General features: G+C 60.2%; 15 protein-coding genes, 1 other RNA gene and 1 pseudogene. 8 read left to right on the top strand and 9 right to left on the bottom strand.

Going from position 1 to position 17,174, the window contains the following annotated elements:
• Positions 1–20: 20 nt before the first annotated feature.
• From gcvP to gcvT, 3 genes are all read right to left on the bottom strand, one after another.
• Positions 21–2,897, bottom strand: a complete 2,877-nt coding sequence (gene gcvP, locus BN1115_RS13585; RefSeq protein ID WP_042657572.1) for an aminomethyl-transferring glycine dehydrogenase — start codon at positions 2,895–2,897, stop codon at positions 21–23.
• A 273-nt stretch (positions 2,898–3,170) separates the two neighbouring features.
• Positions 3,171–3,560, bottom strand: a complete 390-nt coding sequence (gcvH, locus tag BN1115_RS13580) for a glycine cleavage system protein GcvH (RefSeq protein ID WP_042657571.1) — start codon at positions 3,558–3,560, stop codon at positions 3,171–3,173.
• Positions 3,561–3,644: 84 nt separating this feature from the next.
• Positions 3,645–4,742 carry a glycine cleavage system aminomethyltransferase GcvT gene (gcvT, locus tag BN1115_RS13575; protein WP_042657570.1) on the bottom strand — a complete coding sequence of 366 codons (1,098 nt, stop codon included), beginning with the start codon at positions 4,740–4,742 and terminating at the stop codon, positions 3,645–3,647.
• On the opposite strand from gcvT, the gene BN1115_RS13570 reads away from it, so the two are divergent.
• Entirely contained in the window at positions 4,719–4,946 is a 228-nt protein-coding gene (locus BN1115_RS13570) for a hypothetical protein (protein ID WP_042657569.1), read from the top strand. The two genes, gcvT and BN1115_RS13570, sit on opposite strands and share 24 nt — an antisense overlap.
• Before the next feature lie 212 nt (positions 4,947–5,158).
• Here BN1115_RS13570 and BN1115_RS13565 read toward each other — a convergent pair whose 3' ends face one another.
• The 3 genes from BN1115_RS13565 to BN1115_RS13555 all read right to left on the bottom strand — a co-directional run bounded on the left by BN1115_RS13565 (position 5,159) and on the right by BN1115_RS13555 (position 8,534).
• On the bottom strand, positions 5,159–6,427 hold the full coding sequence (locus BN1115_RS13565; RefSeq protein WP_042657568.1) for an FAD-dependent 2-octaprenylphenol hydroxylase: 1,269 nt from the start codon (positions 6,425–6,427) through the stop codon (positions 5,159–5,161).
• A gap of 136 nt (positions 6,428–6,563) precedes the next feature.
• The gene (gene ubiH, locus BN1115_RS13560; protein ID WP_042657567.1) at positions 6,564–7,787 is read right to left on the bottom strand and encodes a 2-octaprenyl-6-methoxyphenyl hydroxylase; all 1,224 of its coding nucleotides are present in this window, start codon (positions 7,785–7,787) and stop codon (positions 6,564–6,566) included.
• A gap of 177 nt (positions 7,788–7,964) precedes the next feature.
• Positions 7,965–8,534 (bottom strand): UPF0149 family protein, encoded by a 570-nt coding sequence (locus BN1115_RS13555; RefSeq protein ID WP_005333908.1) that lies wholly within the window; start codon positions 8,532–8,534, stop codon positions 7,965–7,967.
• Between the two features lie 173 nt (positions 8,535–8,707).
• Between BN1115_RS13555 and zapA the strand changes: the two genes are divergently transcribed.
• Complete coding sequence (gene zapA, locus BN1115_RS13550) at positions 8,708–9,040, top strand: cell division protein ZapA (protein ID WP_005333910.1); 333 nt, start codon at positions 8,708–8,710, stop codon at positions 9,038–9,040.
• Between the two features lie 16 nt (positions 9,041–9,056).
• Positions 9,057–9,238: non-coding RNA, 6S RNA (gene ssrS / locus BN1115_RS21745), on the top strand.
• A 177-nt stretch (positions 9,239–9,415) separates the two neighbouring features.
• Here the strand turns inward: ssrS and emrD are convergent.
• The 3 genes and pseudogenes from emrD to BN1115_RS13535 form a co-directional block, all read right to left on the bottom strand.
• Positions 9,416–10,612 carry a multidrug efflux MFS transporter EmrD gene (gene emrD, locus BN1115_RS13545; RefSeq protein WP_042657566.1) on the bottom strand — a complete coding sequence of 399 codons (1,197 nt, stop codon included), beginning with the start codon at positions 10,610–10,612 and terminating at the stop codon, positions 9,416–9,418.
• A gap of 262 nt (positions 10,613–10,874) precedes the next feature.
• Positions 10,875–11,536 (bottom strand): annotated as a pseudogene (locus BN1115_RS13540) (glutathione S-transferase family protein).
• A gap of 217 nt (positions 11,537–11,753) precedes the next feature.
• On the bottom strand, positions 11,754–12,209 hold the full coding sequence (locus BN1115_RS13535; protein ID WP_042657565.1) for a hypothetical protein: 456 nt from the start codon (positions 12,207–12,209) through the stop codon (positions 11,754–11,756).
• A gap of 199 nt (positions 12,210–12,408) precedes the next feature.
• On the opposite strand from BN1115_RS13535, the gene suhB reads away from it, so the two are divergent.
• The 5 genes from suhB (at position 12,409) to BN1115_RS13510 (ending at position 17,113) form a co-directional block, all read left to right on the top strand.
• Positions 12,409–13,212 carry an inositol-1-monophosphatase gene (gene suhB, locus BN1115_RS13530; protein ID WP_042060219.1) on the top strand — a complete coding sequence of 268 codons (804 nt, stop codon included), beginning with the start codon at positions 12,409–12,411 and terminating at the stop codon, positions 13,210–13,212.
• 322 nt (positions 13,213–13,534) lie between these two features.
• A complete protein-coding gene (locus BN1115_RS13525) occupies positions 13,535–14,467 on the top strand; it encodes a ZIP family metal transporter (protein WP_042657564.1) in 933 nt (310 codons plus the stop codon).
• A gap of 168 nt (positions 14,468–14,635) precedes the next feature.
• The gene (gene mtnN, locus BN1115_RS13520) at positions 14,636–15,328 is read left to right on the top strand and encodes a 5'-methylthioadenosine/S-adenosylhomocysteine nucleosidase (protein ID WP_042657563.1); all 693 of its coding nucleotides are present in this window, start codon (positions 14,636–14,638) and stop codon (positions 15,326–15,328) included.
• Positions 15,325–16,287: a cobalamin biosynthesis protein CobD/CbiB gene (locus BN1115_RS13515; protein WP_042657562.1), complete on the top strand. Its 963-nt coding sequence runs from the start codon at positions 15,325–15,327 to the stop codon at positions 16,285–16,287. The genes mtnN and BN1115_RS13515 overlap by 4 nt, the downstream gene beginning before the upstream one ends.
• On the top strand, positions 16,280–17,113 hold the full coding sequence (locus BN1115_RS13510; protein WP_042657561.1) for a cobalamin-binding protein: 834 nt from the start codon (positions 16,280–16,282) through the stop codon (positions 17,111–17,113). Before BN1115_RS13515 ends, BN1115_RS13510 begins: the two co-directional genes overlap by 8 nt.
• Positions 17,114–17,174: the final 61 nt, after the last annotated feature.

Below are 17,174 nucleotides of genomic sequence, written 5' to 3'. Positions count from 1 at the left end.
GGTCGTGATCAGCACGCCACTTACTTGGCGTAATCCTCGGTCGGGATACAGGCACAGAACAGGTTGCGATCGCCGTAGACGTCGTCGATGCGATTCACTGACGGCCAGAGCTTGGCTGCACGTACTGCGTCGGACGGGAAGACCGCCTCGGCGCGGCTGTAGCCACGAGCCCACTGCTCGTCCATCACGTCATCCTGGGTATGGGGCGCGTTGGCCAGCGGGTTGTCGGTCAGGCTCCACTGCCCCTCCTGCACCTTGGCAATCTCGGCGCGGATGGCGGTCATCGCCTCGACGAAGCGATCCAGCTCGCGCTTGGATTCGGATTCCGTCGGCTCGACCATCAGGGTGCCCGCTACCGGGAAGCTCATGGTCGGCGCGTGGAAGCCGTAATCCATCAACCGTTTGGCCACGTCCATCTCGCTGATGCCGGAAGCCTCCTTGAGCGGACGGATATCCAGAATGCACTCGTGGGCCACCCGACCGTTGCGCCCGGAATAGAGCACCGGGAAGGAGTCCCCCAGCTTCTTGGCCAGGTAGTTGGCGTTGAGGATCGCCACCTGAGTGGATTTCTTCAGCCCCTCGTCACCCAGCATGGCGATATACATCCAGCTGATGGGCAGGATGCTGGCCGAGCCGAACGGTGCGGCCGACACGGCGCCGTTGTTGCGGCTCTCCTTGTCGGTCTTGACCACGGCGTGACCGGCCACGAAGGGGGCCAGATGTTTCTTCACGCCGATGGGGCCCATGCCCGGGCCGCCACCGCCATGAGGAATGGCGAAGGTCTTGTGCAGGTTGAGGTGAGAGACGTCCGCCCCGATAAAGCCCGGCGCCGTCAGCCCAACTTGCGCGTTCATGTTGGCGCCGTCGAGGTAGACCTGACCACCGTGCTGGTGAACGATGTCGCACACCTCCTTGATGGTCTCCTCATACACCCCGTGGGTGGAGGGGTAGGTCACCATCAGACAGCTAAGCTTCTCCCCCGCCTCGGCGGCCTTGGCACGCAGGTCGTCGAGATCCACGTTGCCGGATTTGTCACAGGCGGTGACGATCACCTTGAGCCCCGCCATCTGGGCAGAGGCCGGGTTGGTGCCGTGGGCAGAAGCCGGAATGAGGCAGATGTCGCGATGCCCCTCGCCGCGGGACTCGTGGTACTTCTTGATGGCCAAGAGGCCCGCGTACTCGCCCTGCGCACCGGAGTTGGGCTGCATGCAGACCGCATCGTAACCGGTCACTTTCACCAGCCAGTTTTCGAGGTCGGCCAGCAGCAGCAGATAGCCCTTGGCCTGGGCCAGCGGAGCGAACGGGTGCAGCTTGCCAAACTCGGGCCAGGTGACCGGGATCATCTCGGCGGTGGCGTTGAGCTTCATGGTGCAGGAGCCGAGCGAAATCATGGCGTAGTTGAGCGCCAGATCTTTGGCTTCGAGACGGTGAATGTAGCGCAACATCTCGGTTTCGGAATGGTACTTGTTGAACACCTCGTGGGTCAGCACGGCGTCGGTGCGCAGCAGATCCTGCGGGATGGCATGATGGGCCTGAGCCGCCTTGTCGAGGGCCTCGATATCCAGTCCATGGCTTTGACCGAGGAACAGATCAAACAGTTCGGCCACATCGCCGCGGGTGGTGGTTTCAGAGAGCGACACACCTACAGCGCCGTCCAGATCCGCACGCAGGTTGATGCCATTGGCTTCAGCCTTGGCAATGAGTGCCGCTTTATCTGCCGTCAGCACGGTCAGGGTATCGAACCAGCTGGCGTGCTTGAGGGCGACACCCTTGGCCTTGAGGCCGAATGCCAGAATGGTGGTGAGACGGTGCACGCGGGAGGCGATGGTTTTCAGCCCCACCGGGCCGTGGTAAACGGCGTAGAAGCTCGCCATGTTGGCCAGCAGCACCTGGGCGGTACAGATGTTGGAGTTGGCCTTCTCGCGGCGAATATGCTGCTCGCGGGTCTGCATCGCCATACGCAGCGCGGCCTTGCCGCGGGCATCTTTGGAAACGCCTATGATGCGGCCCGGCATGGAGCGCTTGTAGGCATCGCGGGTGGCGAAGAAGGCGGCGTGGGGGCCACCGTAGCCCATGGGCACACCAAAGCGCTGGGCGGAGCCCAGCACCACGTCGGCACCCAGCTCACCCGGGGATTTGAGCAGCAGCAGGGAGAGCAAGTCGGCGCTGACGCAGGCCAGCCCTTTCTGGGCCTGTACGGCAGCAATCAGGGCGCGCAGATCTCTCACCTCACCTGTGGTGGTGGGGTACTGGAACAGGGCACCGAACACCTCTTCGCTCACCGCATCGCTCGCGGCGCCAACCGCCACGTCGAAACCGAAGTGAACCGCGCGCTCCTTGACCACGTCGATCACCTGCGGGTGCACGTCATCGGCCACGAAGAAGAGATTGGATTTGGACTTGGCCATCCGCTTGGCCAGCGCCATCGCCTCGGCGGCGGCGGTCGCTTCATCCAGCAGGGAGGCGCTTGCCAGATCCATGCCGGTCAGATCCAGCGTCAGCTGCTGGAAGTTGAGCAGGGCTTCGAGACGGCCCTGCGCCAGCTCGGGCTGGTACGGGGTGTAGGCGGTATACCAGCCCGGGTTTTCCAGCACGTTGCGCAAAATGACGTGGGGCACATGGGTATCGTGATAACCCATGCCGATATAGCTCTTGGCAATCTTGTTCTGGGCGGCATAGCCCCTGAGCTTGGCCAGCGCCTCCACTTCGGTCATGCCGGCACCGATGCCGAGCGGGCCCGGCAGGCGAATGGCGGCGGGCACGGTCTGGGCAATCAGATCGTCCAGACTCTCGGCCCCGACGGTCGCCAGCAGCTGGCGCAGCTCTTCCTCGCCCGGGCCGATATGGCGGCGGACAAAATCGTGTTTTTGTTCGAGTTCAAACAGTGACTGGGTCATTTCCCTATTTCCTAGTAAATAAGTCCTGGCATGACATCCTGATAACCAAGACCTGATGTTCCTGATGGTCGGCTGATACCGACTCCACTCATGTTCGCTATGCCGCAGCCAAGAGAGCACGGCACTGGATGCTCGCTGGCACCCCGGGGATCACCCTGTAAACCGAACGCTAGCTAACCCCCAACACGCCGGATACGAGTGACTTCACCCTGCTGTCGACTCCGTCGGCAGCCATACAAAAGGGCCCCGCACGTTGGTGCAGGGCCCGGGGTATTACTCTTCGTCCACCACGTTCTGGTAGCCTTCGGCATCCAGCAGGTTGGCAAGCTCGCTCTCGTCATCGAGCTTGATGCGGAACAGCCAGCCAGCGCCGTAGGGGTCGGAGTTGACCAGCTCGGGGCTCCCTTCCAGCTCTTCGTTGACGGCGATGATCTCGCCGCTCACCGGGCTGTAGATGTCGGAGGCCGCCTTGACCGACTCGGCCACGGCGCAGTCGTCACCGGCACTGACCTGCTTGCCCACTTCCGGCAGCTCGACAAACACCATGTCACCCAGCAGCTCCTGGGCGTGCTCGGTGATACCGACCACGGCCTCGCCGTTGGCTTCAACACGGATCCACTCGTGGGAAGTGGCATATTTCAGTTCGCTCGGGATATGGCTCATTTGTGCTTCCTTTGATCTTTGAGTCGCGTTTAAAAACGAATATGAAAAGCGATGGGGGAGGCACAGTCCTCCCCCAAGACGGTATTAAACCAGCTTCTGGCCGTTACGGACGAAAGCGGGCTTGGTGACCTTCACGGTGACCAGCTTCTTGCGGATCTCCACCTCGGCCAGTTCACCGATATCACGGGGCACCCGCGCCAAGGCAATACTGTAGCCGAGGGTGGGGGAGAAAGAGCCGGAGGTGATCACACCTTCCCGCTTCTCACCGTTTGCCGCGGTGAAGGTGACCGGCATACCGGCACGCAGCACCCCTTTCTCTTCCATCACCAGACCCACCAGCTTGGGCTGGTTGCCCGCCGCTCTCTGTGCTTCCAGCACGTCGCGGCCGATGAAGTGGCGATCGCTCGGCTCCCAGGCGATGGTCCAGGCCATGTTGGCGGCGAGCGGAGAGATTGACTCGTCCATATCCTGACCGTAGAGGTTCATCCCTGCTTCGAGGCGCAGGGTATCGCGGGCACCGAGGCCGCACGGGGCGACGCCGTTATCCAGCAGTGCCTGCCACAGCTCGCAGGCTTTCTCTTGCGGCACCACGATTTCATAACCATCCTCGCCGGTGTAGCCGGTAGTGGCGATAAAGAGATCGCCAGCCTGCACGCCGAAGAAAGGTTTCATCCCTACCACGGCGGTGCGCTGGGCGGCACTCAGCACAGCAGTAGCCTTGACCTTGGCGTTGGGGCCCTGCACCGCAATCATCGCAAGCTCGGGACGCTCGGTCACTGTGACATCGAAATCGATGGCGTGATGGCGGATCCAGGCCAGATCTTTCTCACGGGTAGCGGAGTTGACCACCAGCCGGTAGAAGGTATCGGTCAGGTAATAGGTGATGAGGTCATCGATCACGCCGCCTTCCGGATTGAGCATGCCACTGTAGAGGGCCTTGCCGGGGGCAGTGAGTTTGGCCACGTCGTTGGCCAGCAGGTGTTGCAGAAAGGCTTTAACCCGTTCGCCGGTCAAATCGACGATGGTCATGTGGGAGACATCGAACATACCGGCATCGCTGCGCACCGCGTGGTGCTCTTCCAGCTGGGAGCCGTAGTTGATAGGCATTTCCCAACCGTGGAAGTCCACCATCTTGGCGCCGGCTTCCAGGTGTTTGGGATGCAGTACAGTAGTCTGGATCATCGCATTCTTTCCTTAGCAAAAAGCCTTTTCGCTTTGGCGACCACCCTTGCGACCCGCGCCACCGCTCTGACTGCACTGTGCGCAGCAAATAGCGACCGGATCCAAAAGTGTGTGCTCGCTCCTGCCCTTGCCAGGCAAGAGGGATTCCTTGAACGGAGCGGATTATATGACAAGCAGGCGAGCGTGCCGCTCAAAAAAAACTAATCCCCTCCCGTAAAACTGACTCCAGACACTAAGATAAATGCAGTGATAAAAACAGCCATAAGCCGACTCAGGCGAGATTAAATTTTGATTTTTACCGTTTCGTCACAATTTGCAGAAAAACGTTTCGCTCCAGAGCAAAATTAAAGGCTGACACCCAAAACGGGTCATCAGCCTTGTCGGATTACTTTTGTTGTCAAAAACGGCGAGTAATATTAGTTTTTTTCACCCTTGGCCTGCATGGCACTGCCCTTGGTCGCCGCAACAGCCCAGTCAGGACGGGCCAATGCGGGTAGCTCGCCCTCCAGCCCCATGGCTGCCCGGATCACTCCCTCCTTGAACGGCGTCAGCAAATTCGCCGCGCGCAATCCGACGCCTCGCACCAGCTTCTTGAGCGGGTTGGCACCGCTGAACAGCCGCTTGATCCCTTCCATTGCCGCCAGCATGCGAGCCGCTTCGCTCTTGCGCCAGCGCTCGTAGCTGCGCAGGTTGGCGAGCAGGCCGATATCCTCGCCCGCGGCATGATTCTGCAAGATCTGCTCCGCCAGCGCGGCGGCATCCAGCAGGCCGAGGTTGACCCCCTGCCCCGCCAGCGGGTGGATGGTGTGGGCAGCATCCCCCACCAGCACCAGCCGCTCACGGGCAAAGTCGCGGGCATAGCGGGCGGTGAGCGGAATGGCGCTACGCGGCCCTTCCACCTTGCACAGACCGAGCCGGGCATCGAAGGCAGCGGTGAGCTGGCGATTGAACTGCTCGTCATCGCAAGCACAGAGCGCCTCGGCGCGAGCAGCGGGCAGCGACCAGACGATGGAGCAGAGGTTCTCCTGCCACAGCGGCAAAAAGGCGAGCGGGCCATCCGGGGTGAAGATCTGGCGAGCAACAGCTTCATGGGGTTCGGCGCAGCGCACCGTCGCCACCAGGGCGTGGTGACCGTAATCCCAGCTGGTAAGCGGAATATCGGCCTGACGGCGCACCCAGGAGTGGGCGCCATCGGCAGCCACCACCAGTTTGGCCGAGATGGCCTGACCATCTTCAAGGAGCAGCAAGGCACCCGCCGGGCCGCTCTGCAGGCTCTTCGCTCTGGCGGGGGTCTGCAGCTGGATATTGCTGGCACCTTCAATGGCATCAAGCAATGCCAGCTGGATCACCCGATTCTCAACGATATGGCCGAGGTTGGCCTGACGCAGGCTAGCGGCATCGAAGTCGATATGGCCGAAACTGTCTTGCTCCCACACCGCCATCTTGTCGTAGGCCTGCAGGCGGCGCGCTGCAATGCCATCCCAGGCGCCGACATGGCGCAGGATCTGCTGGCTGGCCAGGCTCAGGGCGCTGACCCGGTTGTCAGCCACCTCCCCCAGCTGCGGGTCGGGCAGTTGCCCCTCCACCACCAGCACCTTGAGGGCGCTATGTTTAAGGGCCGCAGCGAGCCCCAGCCCCACCATGCCGCCACCGACAATCACCACATCCACATTTTGCATCTGCATCATCTCATCCTTTCAGGGCTGACCGGCTGGCCAGCGAGGGGACGCCCGCAGGCATCGCCTCTTTATTCAATAGGTTTTGATCAACGAATGGCGGTCACCATCTTCCGGTCGACATGTTCCGCTCAACATGCGCTGGCTAGTTGCCGCACACATCGGCGACAAAGCCCAGGGTGCGCGAGGCAAGCGGTGCCTTGAGGCACGGGAGCCGCCCCATCAGGGTGAGCGCCAGATTGCGCCCTGCCACCAGCGGATCGTGACCATTGGAGAAGAACTGGGCCAGCGAGGAGGTAAGCCAGACGGTCTGCGCCTGATCGCGCTGGCGCTGCTTCCAGTAGCCGTTCAGCACCTTGAAGCTGCCGATATCCTCCCCCTCTGCCAACGCCTTGGCTACGGCGCCGGTAAGCAGATCCAGATCCCGCATCCCGAGGTTAAAGCCCTGTCCGGCAATCGGGTGCAGGGCGTGGGCGGCATTGCCCACCAGCACGGTACGCTGGGCCAGCGGGTAGTCGCAGGCGGTCAGAATGAGTGGATAGACGTTACGCACGCCGCATCGCTCGAAGCGACCGAGCCGCCAGCCAAAGGCCTGCTGCAGACGGGCAAGAAACGCCGCCTCATCTAGCGCCATCAGCTCATCCACCTCATGCTGCCCGACGCTCCATACCAGCGAGGAGAGCCCCTCCTGCATCGGCAACAGGGCCAGCGGGCCCCCTTCGGTAAAGCGCTCGAAGGCGCGTCCTGCAGGGTCTTGCGCCGTTTTGACGGTGGCGATGATGGCGTGCTGCTCAAAGTCGTGACGGGTCACCGGCAACTTGAAGTGCTGACGCACAAAGGAGTTACCGCCGTCTGCGGCCACCAGCAGGCGGGTCTCAATCTGTTCACCGCTCTCGAGAGTGAGGGTCACCTTCTCCTCATCGGGCGCAATCTCGCTCACCCGGGCCGGACAGCAGACCCGGATATTGGGAGAGGCCGCCATCGCCCGTTGCAGCTCATGACCGGCAGCTGCAAGCTCGATCACCTGGCCCAGCGCGGGCAAACCGTATTCAGTGGCCGACAGGCGAGCCTGGCCGAAGTGGCCCTGATCCGAGACATGAATCTGGGTAATGGGGGAGCAATGGGGGGCAAACAGCGGCCAGAGTCCGCGCCGCAACAGCGCATCACAGGTACCGGCCGAGAGCGCAATGGCGCGGGCGTCGAACCCTGAATGGGTGTGCTGTTCGGGGACGCTTGCCTCCAGCAGCAGGATCTCGAGGGGGGAGCCATCGGATCGAAGCAGGGCTGCCAGCGAAAGGGCCAGCACGGCACCGCTCATTCCACCGCCGACCAGGGTGACATCGACCTGTCGCACATCAGATTGAGACATAAGCAGAGAGGAAGAAGTGAAAAAGGTGGCCTCATGCTATCACAAAGCCGCTGGCCGAATGCGAGGTCAGCGGCAAAAAACCGGTTGCGCCTCACAGGGTTAGCCACCACAAGGGAATAAAAAAGAGCGCCATCAGGCGCTCTTGCAGATTCAGTAAGGGCCGCGTTGACCCGCATCTCAATGAAGGGTCGGCGGCGCGCTCGGGGTATCGGGGCGCTTACCAAACTCTTCGAAGGCCATCATGACCCCCAGTTTGACGTGTTCGTAGAGCACCAGGAAGGAGGCTTCGTTCTCGTCATCTTCCTGATCAAACTCGGCAGAGACCTGAGTGATGCTGGCAATATCCTGGATCATCTCCTGCAGCTCTTCCGATGCGCGGGAAAGCTCCTGCTGCACCACGCCGAAACCGGCCAGAAATGCCTGCGACCAGTCCACCAGTGAATCGATGCGCTCGTCGAGGGGAGCGTCATCGCTTGGCAGCAACAGCTCGACGCCCTTCTGGGCCATCAGGCTCTCGACCACATTGTGATAAAGATCGGTCATCACCTGGCGCACCGGGGCCGGCAGGCCGAAACCGTCGTTCACCAGATCGTTGAAATGGGGCAGCCAACTCTTGTCGTCCAGTGCCACGCCGCCACACACCAGACCGCAGATCACACCATGGGCCTCTACTGCGCTGGCCATCAGCTCATGTTGTTCCATGATGTCGGCCACTGCCGCATATTTAAGGGGGTTCGTTTTGCTCATCGAGGATCCGCTCAAAGTTCAGTCAAATTTGCAGAATTAATAGTCAGGATCCTAGCATTCTCCCTCTTGCAGAGCCAGCAAGGCCTTGAAACTTATGCATCTGCGCTATATAGTCCCGCCCAGTTGTCCACGTGGATAAAGGCGGAAATCAGCTCCGCCGTATTGAGGAAGGCATGAGCACAGAGGCCGTAGAAATCGTCATTTTGGGACGTCCCTACAAGGTATCCTGTCCCTTGGGACAGCAGGATGCCCTGCGCCAGGCCGCCGAGCAGCTGACCGACAAGTTGATCGACCTGCGTCAACGTTCCAAAGTCTCCAGCAACGAGCAATTGGCTATCATGGCGGCGCTCAATTTCTGTCATGAGCTCTGCCTTGAAAAAGAGAAGAACCACCAATACTCTGAGACTATGGACAAGCGGATCAAGATGCTGCAGCGCACCATCGAAGCGGCCCTGATCGAGCACGGACAATATGGTGATTCCAGCGAAGAGGGGCAACAGCCCTAATCGCAAACCGTTTTAAAATTCCCTGGGATGTTTGTCAGCCGGTTCAAGTCCCCGAGCCGATAATCATACCCAACAGGGGATCGGCCTTCTGGCTATTGCGCATGCTCGGCACGACCGAGAAGCCTGCGGTCAGATTCGATTCCCGCCTTGAACCTACGGTTCAAGGGCCCAAACCGGCAACGGCATCTCGGGGTACCAACAGTAAAAGCCCGTCACCTGCGTGACGGGCTTTTTCTTTTCTACCCGTTCAACATCCTGCGATGACACTGCCGCGATCACCACATCAAGCGAATGCGATCTCCCTGCCCGTTCTTCGGATAAAACAAAGCCCACCGCTGAGGGTGGGCTTGCTTCAGTCGCAAAAAGAACGGCTGATCAGATGGCCATCTGCTCGTGGGGGGAACCGTGGTGGCGCAACCAGACAAAGCTCAACGCCACGATCAGCACCATCAGGGTCATGATGGCCCCCAGGGTCACCTGACCGGTCATCGGGAAACCGGCGGCCAGCAGAGTCACGATACCGGCCCCCAGATTCTGCATCCCGCCGAGAATGGCACCAGCTGTGCCGGCCTGACCCGGGAAGGGCTCGATGGCACAGGAAGTAGCGGTCGGGTAGAGAATGCCACTACCGATGAAGTAGACGGCAGCACCCCCAACCAGCGAGGCGGCACTCACCACCCCGAACAGCCCCGGCACCAGAATGATCAGCGATCCCAGCGCCAGAAAGGCGATACCCAGACGCATCAGCTTGCCCTGGCTCAGGCGAAAGCTCAGCTTGGCAGAGAGCCAGGCACCGAACAGATAGCCGGGCAACGGCAGCACGAACAGCACGCTCACGGTGCGGGCGCTCAGTTGCAGCACATCACCGAGCAATACACCGGCCGCTGCTTCAAACACCGCCAAACCGGCAAAAGTCGCCATCAGGCAGAGCAGGTTGCCCTGAAAGCGCGGGTTACCGAGCACGTGGCGATAGGCAGCACCGACGCGCAGCGGCTGACGGGCTGCAACGGGCAAGGTCTCGCCAAACCAGGCCAGAATGGCCAGGGTCGCCACGGCGCCAAAGCCGAACAGGAACCAGTAACCGGCGCGCCAGTTGAACAGCTCGGTCAACCAGCCACCCAGCACCGGCGCCAGCAGCGGGGAGAAGATCACCCCCATACTCACCAGACTGTTGGCGCGGTTGAGCTCGGCGCCGTTGTAGCGATCGCGCATCACGGTACGGCTCATGGCACCACCGGCACCGGTCCCCAGCCCTTGAATAAAGCTGCCCACCAGCAAGGCGGTGAAGTGCGGGATGAGCTGGATGGTCAGGGTGCCCACCAGAAACACCATCATGCCGACGATCAGCACCGGGCGACGGCCGATACGATCAGACAGCGGCCCGTACACAAACTGGGAGAGGCCATAGGGGATCAGGTAACAGGCCATCACCGCCTGCAGCTGGCCCGAGGCCACATTGAAATCCCCCGCCATCATCGGAATGGAGGGAACATAAAGGGTCTGGGTCATCTGGCCCACAGCGACCATCAGAATGGTCAATAAAAACAACGGATAAAAACTGTGCCGATCCATATCAGTCCCAAAAAATCGAAAAAATGCTGCCGCCCCTCTGGCACAAAATAGCCCAGAGGAATCCGATCACAGATGCTGTGATGCAATCAAAAACAGTGTTGGAAACAATAGGCGGGGAGCCCGCCAGACCACCGCACAGGACGCTTGGTGGTATGGGGGCATCATAGTGACTCAGCTCACAAAAAACGAACCAATCTTTATAATCAGCTTGCCCTAGTTTTTCTAATATTACGGGGCGTGGCGCCCCGTCGGCAGTTAAAAATCAACGCGTTACCATCTGCTGCGCCTGCTTGATCAGCTCATCGGGCTGCTCCTTGCGCGGCGGTATGGTGATCCCCTTCTGGCAGGCAGGCTTCTCTGCCATGCGGGCCATCCAGGCTTGCAGATGGGGCAATCCCTCGATAGAGATGCCGCTCCAGTCATAAATGCGCACCCAGGGCCAGGTGGCAATGTCGGCGATGCTGTACTCATCCGCCAGATATTCGTGGTGGGCCAGATGGCTGTCGAGCACCTCGAACAGGCGACGCCCCTCCTTCTGATAACGCTCGATGGCGGCGGGGATCTTCTCCGGAAAGTAGCGATAGAAGACGTTGGCCTGCCCCATCATGGGCCCGACCCCGCCCATCTGGAACATCAGCCACTGGATGGCCTGAGAGCGGCGTTTGGGATCGGCGGGCAGCAACTTGCCCGCTTTCTCCGCCAGATAGATGAGGATGGCCCCCGACTCGAACACGGCGAAATCGTCGTTATCCCGGTCAACAATGGCTGGAATGCGGCCATTGGGGTTGATGGCGAGAAACTCAGGCTTTTTTGATCCAGCGCCGACAAATCGAGGGGAATGACCCGATAGGGCAACCCCAGCTCTTCGAGGGCGATTGCCACCTTGAAACCATTGGGGGTCGCGGCGGTGTAAAAGTCGATCATGATTCACTCCTTGTTGGTCATAGCCGGATAGTACGAATCGGAATAGTACGACTCGAAATAGTAGGGGTCGGTATAGATAGCTCGGCTCGATGGCAAGACCAAACCGTTGCCGCCTAATCTTGCAACAAGTCACCGACAACGAGCCATTAAAAAGCAACGCACCGCGAGCCGATCTGGCCTGCGGTGCGTTGTTTGTGTAATCAAAAAACAGGCGTGACTAGTTGAGCATGGCGACCGGCTTGCGCTGGCGCAGCATGATCAGGCGGGAAAGCAGCGGGAAGTAGGACTCCAGCTTGCTCAGCAACACCCGGCTGCAGGCAGGCTCGGCCAGCTCCGACTCATCCAGTACGATGCCGTTTGAGACAAAATAGAAACGGGGGTCCCGCACATCCGGCCCGCAGACCGTCAACTCCTTGTCCCCCTTTCGGATCAGCAGCGGCAAGACCGGCAAGCCGATAGTCTCGTCCTCTGCGCGGGCAAATCCGGCATCCTGCCAGGGGGCATCCCCGTCGATCAGCAAGATCGCCGCCTCCGTCTTGGCCGCTTGCCACTGGGCAAGGGGGGTCACGGCGATGTGGGCAAAGTGATCACCATACTCCGGTGATGACCGCAAAATGGCCAATAGACCTTCACTGGTCGCTGACACGTTCTGACTCACTAATGACAAATTCATGGCTCATATCCCTATGCTCATGACAGCCGGTATCAGGCTGCTGGGATAAGACTAGCGCAGATCTGGTCTATATTGGAGCCGTCAAATCTGGCAGTGCTAATCAATTGGTCGTAGGGGGATAACAGTTGCCATCGCACAAAATACTGGTATCATACCGCGTCCTTTTATCCCCCGTTCTTTAACATCCAGTGGTGAACCTATGCATCCGATGCTGAATATCGCCGTGCGCGCTGCGCGCAACGCCGGTCAAGTTGTAGTAAAAGCCTTCTCCCAGCCCGAGAACATTGAGGCTATCCAAAAAGGCAGCAATGACTTCGTGACCAACGTTGACCGTGAAGCCGAAGCGGCCATCATTCACACCATCAAAAAATCTTACCCGGAACACAGCATTGTTGCTGAAGAGTCTGGTGAGATTGCCGGTACCAATCCGGACTACCAATGGATCATTGACCCACTGGATGGCACGACCAACCTTGTCAAAGGCATTCCGCACTTTGCCGTTTCCGTCGCACTGCGCGTGAAAGGCAAAACCGAACAAGCCGTTGTTTATGATCCCATCCGTGACGAACTGTTCACTGCTACCCGTGGTAACGGCGCCCAGCTGAACGGCTATCGCATCCGTGTCGGCAAAGCCAAAGAGCTGGCTGGCACCGTGCTGGCGACCGGTTTCCCCTATAAGCAAAAGCATCACATCGAGCCGTATCTGAAGATGTTCCAGAGCATGTTCATCGAATGTGCCGACATCCGTCGTTCCGGTTCTGCCGCGCTGGATCTGGCCTATGTGGCCGCCGGTCGCGTCGACGGTTTCTGGGAAATTGGCCTGAAGCCGTGGGATACCGCTGCCGGTGAGCTGCTGGCCAAAGAAGCCGGTGCCATCGTCACCGACTTCGTCGGTGGTCACAACTACGAAAACTCCGGCAACATCGTGGTTGCCAACCCGCGCGTACTGAAAGAGATGCTCGGCAAGATCCGTGAAGAGCTGCCGGAGTCTCTGGCCAAATAAGCCAGCTTCCAGCATTCACCAATACAAAAAAACCGGCGCAAGCCGGTTTTTTTATCTCTGACGTCCGCACTCCAGGTCCCGACATTCGCCCTCTGTTTAAAAGCATGACGATGCATCCCCATTTGCCACTCAACACCCACTTCAACCATTTCCGACACTCCCTTTCACCGCCTGCCTTTGGCTGCTGATTAAGCTACCCATATTGCCTGGATAAACGTCTCCCTCGCTTTTCCGATAGCGGCAATCGTCTTGCAGACATGGACAAGGGGTGGCCGAGTCGATGTAATGTCACCATCCACTTTGCACACCCCGAGGTCATGTCATGGACCATCTTTCAGCCCTCCCCCCGTTATCCTGGTCACAGCAACTGCGCAGCCAGATGCAAAGTCGCCCGCTCACCGCTCTCGGCCTCTTTATCGCGCTGGTCGCGGTGCTGCTCCTGTTGCTGCAGAGCCTGATCATGCTGGCGACCGGCGAGGTGACCAGCGGCGTGCGCTACGGCCTGAACGGTGGCGCCGCAGGGTTTGCCGCCACCGCCATCGGCGCCCTGCCCGCCCTGTTCCTGCGCTCTGTGCCGCAAAAGGGTGAGGACACCATGTTGGGCTTTGCCGCTGGCATGATGCTGGCCGCCAGTGCCTTCTCGCTACTGTTGCCGGGGCTGGAAGCCGCCGAGGGGATCACCGGCAACGGCTTTAGTGCCGCCGCCGTGGTTGTAGTCGGCATGACCCTCGGGGTGCTGTTGATGCTGGGGCTGGATCAGTTCACCCCGCACGAGCATGACAAAACCGGCCCCTGCGGTCCTGGCCATGAGCAGTGCTCCCGGGTCTGGCTGTTCGTCTTTGCCATCGCCCTGCACAACCTGCCGGAGGGGATGGCCATCGGGGTAAGCTTCTCCCAGGGGGATATGTCGGTCGGGCTGCCGCTCACCACCGCCATCGCGCTGCAGGATATTCCGGAAGGACTTGCAGTGGCACTGGCCATGTGCGCCGCCGGTTTTCGCCCCTCGGTGGCCGTGCTGGTTGCCATTGCCAGCGGCCTGCTGGAACCTCTGGGCGCCCTGCTCGGGGTGGGGCTCTCAAGCGGTCTTGCCATTGCCTACCCGATAGGGCTTGGGCTCGCCGCTGGTGCCATGTTGTTCGTGGTCTCCCACGAGGTGATCCCGGAAACTCATCGCAACGGTCACCAGACCTATGCCACCCTCGGCCTGATGGCGGGTTTTGCCCTGATGATGACGCTAGACACCGCGCTCGGCTAAAGGCCCTCTCCCCTCCTCATCAATGCTTTTTGTCACCTGCGGCGCTCCCATATGGAGCGCCGCGCTTCATTTCTCCTTTCGCTTGTGCCTCTCGGCGCCGACGCCATCTTTTGTTATGATCTACAGCAACTTAAATTCAGCCACACGGCTATCAAGACGAGGTCAGCAATGAAAGTAGGTATTATCGGCGCCATGGAGCAAGAAGTGGCCCTGCTGCGCAGCCAGATGAGCAACCCCACCACCCTGCAACTGGGCGGCTGCGAGTTCTATCAAGGTGAGCTAGCAGGCAAAGAGGTGATCCTGACCCGTTCCGGCATCGGTAAGGTCGCCGCCAGCGTGGCCACCAGCCTGCTGCTGGAAAAGTTTTCCCCCGACTGCGTCATCAATACCGGCTCTGCGGGCGGCTTTGCTCAGGATCTGCACATCGGTGATGTGGTGATCGCCAGCGAGATGCGTTTCCACGATGTGGACGTGACCGCCTTTGGTTACGAGATGGGCCAGATGGCGCAGCAGCCGGCTTCCTTCCCCTGCGATGAGAAACTCATCGCGGTCGCTCAGGATTGCATCGCCGAGCAGGGCAAGCACCAGACCAAGGTCGGCCTTATCTGCACCGGCGATCAGTTCATGTGCAAACCCGACGCCATCGCCAAGGCCCGCGCCGACTTCCCGCAGATGCTGGCGGTCGAGATGGAAGGTGCCGCCATCGGCCAAGTATGCCACATGTTCAAGGTGCCCTATCTGGTGGTACGCGCCATGTCCGATATCGCCGGCAAGGAACAGGTTGAATCCTTCGATGCCTTTATCGAAGTAGCAGGCAAGCACTCTGCCGAAGTGATCATCAAGATGCTCGGCAAGCTGTGATCGAAATCGGCTCGCTCGAACTGATGGCCGACGCCCTCCTCTCGACGACTGCGGCCATTCTGGTGGGGGCGGCCTTGCTGGAGGCGGTGATCCCGTGGCCATCCCATCTGCGACTCTCGGCTGTCACACCCCTGCTGACCCGACTCGGTCACAAGGTGCACAGAGCTGATGGTGCGCCACGCCAGCAACTGCAAGCGGGCATGCTGGCAATGCTGGTGGTCTGGGTTCCCTGCGCTGCCGGGCTCTGGTCGTTGCGCAATCTGGCCCTGAGCGAGCCGCTGTTTGACCTGCTGTTCCTGCTCTTGATAATCGAATCCCGTCCGCTGCGCGAACTCGCCCATGCCACCCACTCGCTCGCCACGCAGGAAACCCTACCGCTAGCGAGATTGCAGGCGACGCCCTGGCTCAAACGTGAAACCGGCAAACTTTCTGCCATGGGCATTGCCAAAGCGGTGACGGAGAGCGGCGCCCTGCGTCTGGTGGGCCAATGGGCTGGCCCGCTGCTGGGGTACGCCCTCGCGGGAGTACAAGGCGCCTTGCTCTGGCGGCTGACCCAGTTGATGAGCCAGGGCTGGAGCATGAAAGATCCCGCATTTAGCTATTTTGGCCGGGCCGCCAGCGCCCTCTATCAGGGGCTCAATGCCCCCACTATTCTACTGCTGGGGCTGCCGCTCCTGCTACCACGCCTCAAGCAGGCCGCTCAACTGCTGCGAAGTGGTGCGATCTGGCCCTATCCCGCTATCGGGATGCTGTTGACACTACTGGCTGACAAGTGCCGGATCTGCCTTGGTGGTCCTCGCTACTATCAGGGAACCTTGCAACGCTGGCCGGTACTTGGCAGCGGTAATGACCCCGATAGCGAGTCACCGCGCAAGGTCCTCAACATTCTGCAAGCAATGGGCTGGGGCTGGTTGATGCTGGCGCTGCTTGTCACGGTGGCGGGGTTACTTCATGGTTAGATGGTTGCAATTGCCAAGCTGGCTGCCCTGCATACTGCTGGCCTGGTTGCCCGGTGCGCTGCTGGCTGCCACTCCGAGCCGGGTGGTGAGCGTGGTCCCCCATCTTACCGAGCTGCTTTATGACATCGGTGCCGGTGACACGCTGGTGGCCATCGATGATGCCTCCGACTATCCCGCCGAAGTGAAAACCAAGCCCAAGGTGGCCAATTATCGCAGCATCAATGTCGAGGCGCTGCTGGCACAAAAACCGGATCTGATCCTGGGCTGGCGCTCGGCCCAATCCCGAATGCTGGCACCGCTAGAACAGCTGGGTATCCCGGTTTTTTACTCGGAGCCCACCGATTTTGCCTCGCTGGCCACCGAGATGAGGGCGCTGGGCAAATTGCTGGGGGTTGAAAAGAGTGCCAACGAAGCCGCCGATCGCTATCTGGCGCGCCTGCATGACCTGCAACAGCGCTATGGCCAGCCAACCGGCGTCAAGGTGTTCTACCAGCTTTGGTATCCGCCGCTCACCAGCGTCAGTGGCAATGCCTGGCCTGCTCAAGCCATCGAGCTCTGCGGGGGGATCAACATCATGGCGAATGCCAAGACCCCCTACCCTCAAGTGGACATGGAACAGGTGATCAGAGCCAACCCCTCGCTGATCCTGGCGGGGAGTCAAGATCCTGACGCCCTGCGTCACTGGCAGAAGTGGCCCAATCTGGACGCCGTGCAGCATCAGCGACTCGATTTGATCAACTCGGATGAGCTGCACCGCTTCACCCCCAGAGCCCTCAATGCGGTGGAGCAGGTATGCCAGGCCATTGCCAGACACAACAACAAGTAGCCAAAAAACAGCCATTCAGATCACGCCTGCCAATATACGTCTGCAAATGGCATAAAAAGTG

This window comes from Aeromonas allosaccharophila (genome assembly GCF_000819685.1).
Classification (GTDB): Bacteria; Pseudomonadota; Gammaproteobacteria; order Enterobacterales; family Aeromonadaceae; genus Aeromonas; species Aeromonas allosaccharophila.
Note: the sequence above shows the minus strand (reverse complement) of the source record. Positions and strands in the feature narration are given on the sequence as shown.

Coding starts and splice junctions, on each gene's coding strand:
- BN1115_RS13525 (WP_042657564.1), top strand. CDS start 13,535: ATGGACCATCTTTCAGCCCTCCCCCCGTTATCCTGGTCACAGCAACTG.
- BN1115_RS13555 (WP_005333908.1), bottom strand. CDS start 8,534: ATGAGCAAAACGAACCCCCTTAAATATGCGGCAGTGGCCGACATCATG.
- zapA (WP_005333910.1), top strand. CDS start 8,708: ATGAGCACAGAGGCCGTAGAAATCGTCATTTTGGGACGTCCCTACAAG.
- gcvT (WP_042657570.1), bottom strand. CDS start 4,742: ATGATCCAGACTACTGTACTGCATCCCAAACACCTGGAAGCCGGCGCC.
- BN1115_RS13535 (WP_042657565.1), bottom strand. CDS start 12,209: ATGAATTTGTCATTAGTGAGTCAGAACGTGTCAGCGACCAGTGAAGGT.
- mtnN (WP_042657563.1), top strand. CDS start 14,636: ATGAAAGTAGGTATTATCGGCGCCATGGAGCAAGAAGTGGCCCTGCTG.
- suhB (WP_042060219.1), top strand. CDS start 12,409: ATGCATCCGATGCTGAATATCGCCGTGCGCGCTGCGCGCAACGCCGGT.
- BN1115_RS13510 (WP_042657561.1), top strand. CDS start 16,280: ATGGTTAGATGGTTGCAATTGCCAAGCTGGCTGCCCTGCATACTGCTG.
- BN1115_RS13570 (WP_042657569.1), top strand. CDS start 4,719: ATGCAGTACAGTAGTCTGGATCATCGCATTCTTTCCTTAGCAAAAAGC.
- gcvH (WP_042657571.1), bottom strand. CDS start 3,560: ATGAGCCATATCCCGAGCGAACTGAAATATGCCACTTCCCACGAGTGG.
- BN1115_RS13565 (WP_042657568.1), bottom strand. CDS start 6,427: ATGCAGATGCAAAATGTGGATGTGGTGATTGTCGGTGGCGGCATGGTG.
- gcvP (WP_042657572.1), bottom strand. CDS start 2,897: ATGACCCAGTCACTGTTTGAACTCGAACAAAAACACGATTTTGTCCGC.
- emrD (WP_042657566.1), bottom strand. CDS start 10,612: ATGGATCGGCACAGTTTTTATCCGTTGTTTTTATTGACCATTCTGATG.
- ubiH (WP_042657567.1), bottom strand. CDS start 7,787: ATGTCTCAATCTGATGTGCGACAGGTCGATGTCACCCTGGTCGGCGGT.